Here is a 9,011-nt window from a genome sequence, read left to right on the forward strand (position 1 = left end):
GAGCAGGTCCTGCAGTCACTCATGGGCCTGCACCCAATCATTCAGGACATCCTCGACTACCGTGAGGTGACCAAGCTGAACAACACCTATGTCGAAGCACTGCCGCATGCCGTTTCACGCGTGACCGGCCGCATTCACACGACGTTTCATCAGCTCATGGCCGCCACCGGCCGCATGGCATCGAGCAATCCGAACCTGCAAAACATCCCCATCCGCTCCGACCTTGGCCGTGAGATCCGCAAGGCATTCGTCCCCGGCGAGGAAGGCTGGGTGCTGATGAGCGCCGATTATTCGCAGATCGAACTCCGCGTCATGGCGGCCCTCAGCGGTGACAAGGCCATGATCGAAGCCTTTGCCAATGGGCTCGACATTCATCAGGCCACCGCCGCCCGTGTCTATGGTGTCGAACTCGACGGTGTGCTGCCCGAGATGCGCCGCACCGCCAAGATGGTCAACTTTGGCATCATCTACGGCATCTCCGCTTTCGGCCTGAGCCAGCGTCTTGGCATTCCACGCGGTGAGGCTGCCACCATCATTGAAAACTACTTCAAGCAGTTCCCCGGCGTGAAGCATTTCATGGAAAAGGTCGTCGAGGATGCCAAACAGTGCGGATATGTCGAGACACTCACCGGTCGCCGTCGCACCATCCGCGACATCACCAGCGGCAACGCCACGGTGCGCGGTGCGGCTGAGCGTGTTGCCATGAATACTCCCATCCAGGGCACTGCAGCAGATATGATCAAGCTCGCGATGATCAACGTCGATGCCGCACTGACGAAAGCAGGTTTGCAAACCCGCATGCTATTGCAGGTTCACGATGAACTGCTCTTTGAGATGCCTGAGAACGAAGTGGAGCAGGCGCGGACAATTATTCTCGATGCGATGAAGAACGCGCTGCCGCTCGAAGGTGTCCCGGTGGAAGTTGAAGCAGGAACGGGGCTAAACTGGCTGCAGGCGCATTGAACTAATCCCCACTCTTCGGATCAAACGCATCGCGCAAGCCATCGCCAAGGAAGTTGAGGGCGAGGAGGCTGGCGGACATGAGGAGGGCGGGGAAAACGAGGAGCCACCATTTGCTTTCGAGCGGGTTGATGACCTGCGCGCCATCCTTGAGCAAGGAGCCCCAGCTGGCGGCGGGGTCTTCGATGCCGAGACCGAGGAAGCTAAGGAAGGATTCGTCGAGGATGACGGCGGGTATGGTGAGCGTGAGGTAGGTGAGGATAATGGTGCTGAGGTTCGGCAGCAAATGCCTGCGCAGCACGCCACCGGGACTTTGGCCCATCGCGCGCGAGGCGGTGACAAAGGTCATCTCTCGCAACACGAGCACCTGACCGCGCACGATGCGCGCCATGGTGAGCCATTCAACGAGACCAAGAGACACGATCATCACCAACACCTTGGAGTAGGCCTTCACCTCGCTGATGTTGGCAGCCAGATCCGTCCAATTGCGCGCCTGCGCGGCGAGACGCCAGCCGTCGATCCATTCCTTCACATAGTCGTCCAAGGCGGCGATGAGGATCATGATGAAGAGGATACGTGGCACGGACTGGAGGACCTCGACCGTGCGCATCATCACGCCATCGATCCGACCACCTGCATAGCCGCTGATCATGCCGTAGAGCGTGCCGATGCAGAGACTGATCAGTGCACCGACCAATCCAACGCCGAGTGACACACGGGCACCGGAGAGCAGGCGGTAGAGCATGTCCTGTCCGTTCACATCCGTGCCGAGAACATGTGTGACATGGGTTTCCGCGGCATGCTGCATAGGCGGCACAAACGAGGCGCTGCTGGTGGCTTTCAGTTCATCCGGCAGCAGCAGCGGCACGACAATGGCGATGAGCGACAGGCCCACGAGAAAACCGAGCGCAATGAGTGCCGCGCGGTTGCGCTTCAATACCTGCCAGCCGTCCGGCCGCGCGATGGATGCTGGAGCGGCGGCTTCAGGCATAGAGTTTGATGCGTTTGTCCAGCAGCGTGTAGATCACGTCCACGAACAGGTTGAAGAGCACAAGCAGCACGCAGTAAACGATGACAGCGCCACCGAGCAAAAAGACATCGCGGTTCTGGATAGAGTTTACGAAGATCATGCCGGCACCGGAGATGTTGAAGACGCTCTCGACGATCATCGAACCGGTGAGCAGATGCGCCGCGAGCGGGCCGAGGAAGGTGATAACGGGCAGGATGGCCACTTTGATGGCATGCCGGGCCACGGCCTGTGTTTCGGTGAGACCTTTGGCGCGGGCGGTGCGCAGAAAGTCGCTTTTCAACACATCCAGCAGGCTGTTGCGCATCAAGCGTGCGACGTAGGCGATGTAGGGCGCTGCGAGGCAGATCGCGGGCAGGATCATCTGCGACACCGTGCCCCAACCGCCGACTGGCAGCCAGCCAAGCCAGAGCGCGAAGATAGCCATCAGGAACGGTCCGCTGATGAAGGAAGGAATGGAAATGGAGAGCAGTGCGCCAAACATGGCCGAGCGGTCGATCCAGGTGTCTTTCTTCATTGCGGCCAGGCTGCCGAGAAAAACACCTGCACAGCTCGCGATCAGGAAGGAAAGCGTTCCCAGCGCGAATGAATTTGGCATCTTTTGCCGCAGCAGTTCCGAGACACGCCAGTCGCGATAGCGGGTGGAGAGGCCGAGGTCAAAGCGCACGAGAGAGCCGACATAGGCGGTGTATTGGTCCCACACGGTGCCATTGAGCTTGTAGCGCGTGAGCAGTGCTTCCTTGATGTGTGGCGGTGGTTCCTTCTCCTTGTCAAAGGGCCCGCCTTTCGTGATCCGTGCGAGCACGAACGTGATCGAGATCACGCAGAAGATCACGATCACGCTGCTGAAGGCGCGGCGGAGAAGGAACGGAAGCATCGCGGAAATGTCGAACGACGAAGGCTGAATGTCGAATGCTCAATCACCCAGCCACCAAGCAAAGCTGCCGCTGGGCAGGGGCAGGACGCCGGGCGCACCACGGAGCTGCATTTCGCCATGCTCCACTTTACCGCCATTGCGACCAAACTGCTGCTTGAGGAGGTGATGCAGCGAGATGGGCGTCAGTTCTGGCGTGTGGCAGGACAGCAGCACGCCGAGCGGCTCCGGTGACATGAGTTTGCCGAGCAGGGAGAGCAACGGCGGCAGGTCGTTTTCGATTTTGAAGACCTCCCCCTTGGCACCACGGCCATAGCTTGGCGGATCGAGGATGAGCAGATCGTACTGCCGGTCACGCCGGAGTTCGCGCTCCAGAAATTTGGTCACGTCATCCACGATCCAGCGGATTGGTTTTTCTTCGAGGCCATTGATGGCGGCATTCTTGCGCGCCCAATCAACCATGCCTTTGGAAGCGTCCACGTGACAGACCTCCGCCCCGGCATGCGCTGCTGCCAGCGTGCTGCCGCCGGAGTAGGCGAAGAGATTGAGCACCCGCGCGGGGCGGTTGTGGCGCTTGGCGTACTCCGTGCAGACTTCGCGGATGCGCCGCCATTGGTCACGCTGCTCGGGAAAGATGCCGAGGTGGCCGAAATCGGTCGAACTGAGCTGGAACTTGGTGCCATCGACCTCAATGGCCCATGTTTCGGGGAGATTGTCGCGGCCGCGCCATTGATTGCCACCGTCGCGGAAGAAAGTAGCGGTCACTTTCTGCCAGTCGGCCTTGGCCAATGTCTGCTGCCAGACCGCCTGCGCGCAGGGCCGTGAGAGCACAACGCTGCCAAAGCGCTCGAGCTTTTGAAATGAGCCGCTGTCGAGAAGTTCGTAACCGTTTGAATCAGCCATGGGAAATTTAGTCGGCCTCGGGCCGTGGATCGCGTGAAAGCAGGGCCTTCATTCCCTCCTTGGGGGATTTGCCTTGATGAAGGACGGCGTTGATCTCGTCGAGCAACGGCATGCGGACACCTCGCACCTGCGCGGCACGGTGCATGCTGGCAGTGTTCAGCACGCCTTCGGCAACCATGCGGGTGCTGGCGATGATTTCATCCAATGGGCGGCCTTGCCCGAGCATGACGCCGACGCGGTGATTGCGGCTGTGAGTCGAATAGCATGTGCCCACGAGATCTCCCACGCCACTAAGACCATAAAAAGTCTCCACCTTGCCGCCTTCGGCAACACCGAGGCGCACCATCTCAGCCAGCGCACGTGTGACGAGTGCGGCGAGGGTGTTGTCTCCGAGTTTCAAGCCATGGGCGATTCCCGAGGCGATGGCATAGGGGTTCTTCATCGCACCGGCCCATTCGGCGCCGATGATGTCGTCGGTGGTGTAGGTGCGAAAGAACGGAAGCGTGAAGCAGGCCTGCACCGCCTTGGCGATTTCATCATCTGCGCAGGCCACGACGGCAGCGGTGGCAAGCTGACGCGCCACTTCCTCGGCGTGATTCGGGCCGGTCAGCACCGCCAGAGGAACGCCAGGGATGGATTCACCGATCAACTGGCTCATGCGGTGGCCGGTTTCGAGTTCAATGCCTTTGGAGCAGGACACCAGCACCCGCGCCTTGGAGGCCGCCAAGCTTTGAGCGACGAGTTCCGCCGTGCCACGCATCGCCTTGGAAGGAATCACAAACACGAGCATGTCCGCAGGTTGCAGAGCATCCAGATCAGCGGTGACGGTGACCTGGGAGGGGAGTTCCAGATCGGGCAGGTAGCGGACATTGCGGCGGGTGTCGCGGATCTGCGCCATCAAGTCTGAATCGCGCCCCCAGAACTGCACGTTCAACCCGCGCCAGGACAACACTGCAGCAAGTGCGGTGCCCCAGCTGCCGGCGCCAATGACTGTGGCGGACTGAATCATGGCTGCGGCTTCTTTTTGGTGAAGGCCTTGCTCTCCGTGCCTGCAATCAAGCGCTGAATGTTGGAGCGATGCCGGATGAAGGCGAGGATCATCACCACGATGCCAAAGCCGAGCAATACAAAGTCCCAATGCCCCTCACGCCACATTTGCACAGCCATCGCGGTAGGCACACCGACAGCCGCCGCCAGTGAACCGAGCGAGACATAACGAAAGGCGAAGAGGAAAGTGAGAAAGCCGATCCAGCCGCCGAGCATCCCCACAGGTGAGATGCCTGCCAGGACGCCCCCCGTGGTGGCGATGCCTTTTCCGCCTTTGAAGCCGAGCCAGAAGGTGAACATGTGGCCGATAACGGCAGCGAAACCGGTCAGCACCTTGCCTACGGAGATCATTTCAGGAGCAGCTCCCGTTTGGGCGATCCAGCCTGCCGCCAGCCAGACAGGCAGCCAGCCTTTGAGCATGTCGAGAATGAACACTGGAATGCCGATCCCTTTTCCCAGAACGCGAATGGCATTGGTGGCGCCGATGTTGCCGCTGCCGTGCTGGCGGATGTCGATGCCTTTCAAGCGACCGGCGAGGTAACCAAAGGGCACTGAGCCGCAAAGATAGCCGCAGGCGATGCTGAGGAGTGTGGCGGTGGTTGTCGTCATGGCTTGATCAGGCTCCTAGTAGCCGAATTCAGCGTGCTCTGGCAAGCATTTCATCAGGCCGAAAACGCCGGATGTCATTTTGCACCGTATTTTTCTTTGAGATACTGCACGGTTTCATCCGCCGTATCAGCCTGGATCATGACCAAATCCCCCGCCTGTGCGGATTCAAGGGCCAGATCGACCGACTTGAGATGGCCGAGAATGGACTCAACGCGGCGGGTGCGCGGGGCATTTTCCAAGCCGGTGGCGAGAAGCTTCATGATCTCACCCGATTCCCGACCACGCACATAGTCGCCTTCGTACAGCCAGGCTTCATCAAATTCGGCACTCAGCATGCGACCTTGTTCAATGATGTCGCTGTCCCGGCGATCTCCGGCGGAGCTGTAAACGACAATGCGACGTGCATTGTCAAACTGGCGCAAACCGTCGAGCAACGCACGAAGGGCATCCACATTGTGGCCGTAATCAACGATGACGGTGATGCCTTTCAGATCGAGCACGTTGAAACGACCGGCATTTTGATCGAGGCTGGGGACAAAGCTGCGCGCCCCTTGGCGAATGAGGTCGTCTTGCATGCCAAGCGCCCATGCAGCCGCCACGGCGGCGAGGGTGTTTTCAACCTGAAAGCCGATGCGCCCACCATGGGTGAGCGGGATTTCACTCAACGGCATGAACACATCCTCGTTCGGGCCGGTGGCGCGGACGATGTTCCCATCCCGCACGTAAATGGCGCGCTCTCCTTGGATGCGATGGCGGACGATGATGGCATTTTCGGCATCCAGAGCAAAAAAGATGGTCTTGCGGGGATAGGTCTCCGCCATTTTCACGACGAGCGGATCTGCGGCGTTCAGCACGGCGGTACCGTCTGCAGGCACGGCGGCGACAATGCACTGCTTCACCTCAGCCAGCTGCTCCGGAGTGTCGATGTCATTGATGCCAAGGTGGTCGCCAGCTCCGATATTCGTGACGACAGCGACGTCACAGTGATCAAAGGCCAGACCTTCGCGCAAAATGCCACCACGGGCGGTTTCCAGCACGGCAGCATCACACAGCGGGTAGGACAACACGCTGCGGGCGCTCTTGGGGCCGCTGCAGTCGCCGCTGTCGATCATCCGAGACCCGACGAAGACACCATCGGTGCTCGTCATGCCCACGCGCCATTGGTTTTGCGTCAGCAAATGGGCGATGAAGCGTGTGGTGGTGGTTTTGCCATTCACGCCGGTCACGGCGACGATGGGAATGCGCCCACGGCAGCCGGGTGCAAACATGGTGTCGATCACCGCCTTGCCCACGGGACGCGGTTCGCCTTCCGAAGGATACAGGTGCATGCGCAGTCCCGGACGCGCATTGAGCTCGATGATGACGCCATTACGCGCGCTCAAGGGCTGAGTAATGTCGGGCGCGATCATGTCGAGACCGCAGATATCGAGGCCGACCATCTGCGCAGCTTCGACAGCGGCAGCGCAGATCGTGGGATGAACCTCGGCGGTGCAGTCCACGGCGGTACCACCGGTGCTTAGGTTGGCGTTGCGGCGGATGAGGATCATCCTGTCTTTTTCAGGGATCGATTCAGGGGTGACGCCCTGCTCGGCGAGCACGGCCATGGCGACGGCATCAATGCGAATGCGGCTCAGGGCGGCGGCGTGGTCGGCAGCACGGCGGGGATCACGATTCTTTTCGGCAACGAGTTCCTGGATGGTGTGCTCACCATCACCGATAACATGCGCAGGATAACGGCGGGAGACGGCGATGAGTTCACGTCCGATGACGAGCACGCGGTAGTCCTCCCCCTCGGCAAACTGCTCCACAATGACCGACCGGCTTTCCTCGCGGGCGGCAGCATAGGCGGTGGCCACCTGCTCACGGGTGTATAAATTCAAAGCGACGCCACGTCCCTGGTTCCCGTCCAAAGGTTTAACGACAACGGGGAGGCCTATTTCGTTGGCAGCGGCCCAGGCATCGTCCGCATTTTTCACAGGGCGGCCCTGCGGAACTGGCAGACCGATCTCATTGAGCATTCGCAGGGTGAAGTCCTTGTCCTGCACGATGTCTTCAGAAATCGCACTGGTCTGACTGGTGGCGGCGGCGAGGATTTTCTTCTGTTTTGAGCCCCAGCCAAGCTGAACCAAGCTGCCTTCGGTGAGACGAAGCACCGGGATGCCGCGTAGACGTGCGGCGTCCACCATGGCCCGGGTGCTAGGCCCGAGGCATACTTCCTGAGCGAGCTCGCTGAGTTCCGTGATGGCCGCATTGACGTCCATGGTCTGGCCAAAGAGCGCCGCGTCGATCAAACGCCGGGCGAGTTCGAAGGCAGCACGGGCGACGGATTCATCATCAAACTGGGTGACTATACGATACGTCAGCGGCTGGGAGGTGGGCATCACCTTGCCAAAGCTCACCTGAAGATCGGAGCGGCTTTGCAAATGAAGCGTGATGGACTGCAGCAGGACGGCCAGGGCCTCCGCCTGCGGTGTCGAACTGGTTTCGCTGAGCTGCGCTTCCAGTGTCGGCAGCCAGGAGAGCAGCCAAGAACGCCAGTTTGTGACGTGGTCGGTCAGTTCGGGGAACTCCACCTTGCATTCGAGAACCGTCTCACGCGCCCACAGATTCGGGCCGCGCAGCGCAAGGATTTTGCGAACAATGGTGGAGCGGAGTTCGCTAGATGGGGCAGTGTTAGGCAAGCAAGGAAAGGAAAGCGCGGAATTGTCCACATAGCTGCGGGAGGTCAAGGGAAACATCGGCATGAAATGAGATGGCTTTGGCATTCCTGCGCCACGTTGGGGAAATAACCGCCCCAGTTTGACAAGCACCGGTAACATCGGACTTTCGGCGGGTTCCACGATCCGCCTCCATTTTGCCGCGTCCACTTTTCCAAGACCTTCCCGAACTCCTGCTTCAGCATGCCGAGTCCAAACTGGCATCCGGTGAGCGTATAATCGCCCGTCTGATGACGGATTTGGATGCAGGACTGCATTTCCGGCATGGACTGATCGTGCTGACCAACACCCGCCTGCTGCATTTTGAGGCTGAGGGGACGAGCCAGCCGCGCTTCGTCGCCTGGAAGCTGGCAGATCTGCAGGAGTTCCAACTGGAGGAAATGGGCGCGACCATTGCGCTGCACCTGATGGGAAACGGCACGCTCCTCGGCCAGTGGCGGGTGACTTCCGGCTGCCTGCGTCAGGCAGAGGCCTTTCTGGCCCGTTTCCGTGAGCAATGCCGAACCCCGAGCGGTGAGGCGACTGGAGCCGAAAATGGCGACAATGAAAAAGAGGACGATGAAGAGGAAATCTTTGCCGCTGAAATTGACGATGAGGCCATTCCGCCCGGAAAGCCGCTGCTGCGCCTGCTGAGTTTTGCCCGTCCATGGTACCGGCTGCTGTTTCTCGGGCTGGTGCTGACGATGGCAAGCACCGGGGCGCAAATGATCGCGCCGTGGCTCACCATGTCTCTGGTGGACGACGTGCTCATCCCGCTGCAAAGCCAGACCGAACTGGTGCAGGTGCGGAAGGTCTATGTTTTCATCACCGAACTGGCGCTGGCTGCGCTGCTGACCTGGGCGCTGAACTGGGGAAAAACTTTCGTGGTGGCGCG

General features: G+C 60.1%; 7 protein-coding genes and 1 pseudogene. 2 read left to right on the forward strand and 6 right to left on the reverse strand.

Annotated elements, in window-relative coordinates; all coding sequences use genetic code 11:
- A partial coding sequence (locus tag ACIREA_RS19800) for a DNA polymerase (protein WP_397384071.1) occupies nt 1-963 on the forward strand: 963 nt, incomplete at its 5' end.
- 1 nt (nt 964) lies between these two features.
- Here the strand turns inward: ACIREA_RS19800 and ACIREA_RS19805 are convergent.
- The 6 genes from ACIREA_RS19805 to cphA all read right to left on the reverse strand — a co-directional run bounded on the left by ACIREA_RS19805 (nt 965) and on the right by cphA (nt 8,101).
- Nucleotides 965-1,951: an ABC transporter permease gene (locus tag ACIREA_RS19805; protein ID WP_397384072.1), complete on the reverse strand. Its 987-nt coding sequence runs from the start codon at nt 1,949-1,951 to the stop codon at nt 965-967.
- Nucleotides 1,944-2,864: an ABC transporter permease gene (locus ACIREA_RS19810; RefSeq protein WP_397384073.1), complete on the reverse strand. Its 921-nt coding sequence runs from the start codon at nt 2,862-2,864 to the stop codon at nt 1,944-1,946. Before ACIREA_RS19810 ends, ACIREA_RS19805 begins: the two co-directional genes overlap by 8 nt.
- A gap of 39 nt (nt 2,865-2,903) precedes the next feature.
- Nucleotides 2,904-3,764 (reverse strand): class I SAM-dependent methyltransferase, encoded by an 861-nt coding sequence (locus ACIREA_RS19815; RefSeq protein ID WP_397384074.1) that lies wholly within the window; start codon nt 3,762-3,764, stop codon nt 2,904-2,906.
- Nucleotides 3,765-3,771: 7 nt separating this feature from the next.
- Nucleotides 3,772-4,773 carry an NAD(P)H-dependent glycerol-3-phosphate dehydrogenase gene (locus ACIREA_RS19820; RefSeq protein ID WP_397384075.1) on the reverse strand — a complete coding sequence of 334 codons (1,002 nt, stop codon included), beginning with the start codon at nt 4,771-4,773 and terminating at the stop codon, nt 3,772-3,774.
- Nucleotides 4,770-5,420, reverse strand: a complete 651-nt coding sequence (gene plsY / locus ACIREA_RS19825) for a glycerol-3-phosphate 1-O-acyltransferase PlsY (RefSeq protein WP_397384076.1) — start codon at nt 5,418-5,420, stop codon at nt 4,770-4,772. The genes ACIREA_RS19820 and plsY overlap by 4 nt, the downstream gene beginning before the upstream one ends.
- 74 nt (nt 5,421-5,494) lie before the next feature.
- On the reverse strand, nt 5,495-8,101 hold the full coding sequence (gene cphA, locus ACIREA_RS19830; protein WP_397384077.1) for a cyanophycin synthetase: 2,607 nt from the start codon (nt 8,099-8,101) through the stop codon (nt 5,495-5,497).
- Nucleotides 8,102-8,274: 173 nt separating this feature from the next.
- Between cphA and ACIREA_RS19835 the strand changes: the two are divergent.
- Nucleotides 8,275-9,011, forward strand: a pseudogene (locus ACIREA_RS19835) (hypothetical protein); the annotation flags it as partial.

The sequence above is a fragment of the Prosthecobacter sp. genome (assembly GCF_044373815.1).
Classification (GTDB): Bacteria; Verrucomicrobiota; Verrucomicrobiia; order Verrucomicrobiales; family Verrucomicrobiaceae; genus Prosthecobacter.

Bases quoted from the DNA above. Each gene is read 5' to 3' on its own strand.
- ACIREA_RS19805 (WP_397384072.1), bottom strand. From the start codon at position 1,951: ATGCCTGAAGCCGCCGCTCCAGCATCCATCGCGCGGCCGGACGGCTGG.
- ACIREA_RS19810 (WP_397384073.1), bottom strand. From the start codon at position 2,864: ATGCTTCCGTTCCTTCTCCGCCGCGCCTTCAGCAGCGTGATCGTGATC.
- ACIREA_RS19815 (WP_397384074.1), bottom strand. From the start codon at position 3,764: ATGGCTGATTCAAACGGTTACGAACTTCTCGACAGCGGCTCATTTCAA.
- ACIREA_RS19820 (WP_397384075.1), bottom strand. From the start codon at position 4,773: ATGATTCAGTCCGCCACAGTCATTGGCGCCGGCAGCTGGGGCACCGCA.
- plsY (WP_397384076.1), bottom strand. From the start codon at position 5,420: ATGACGACAACCACCGCCACACTCCTCAGCATCGCCTGCGGCTATCTT.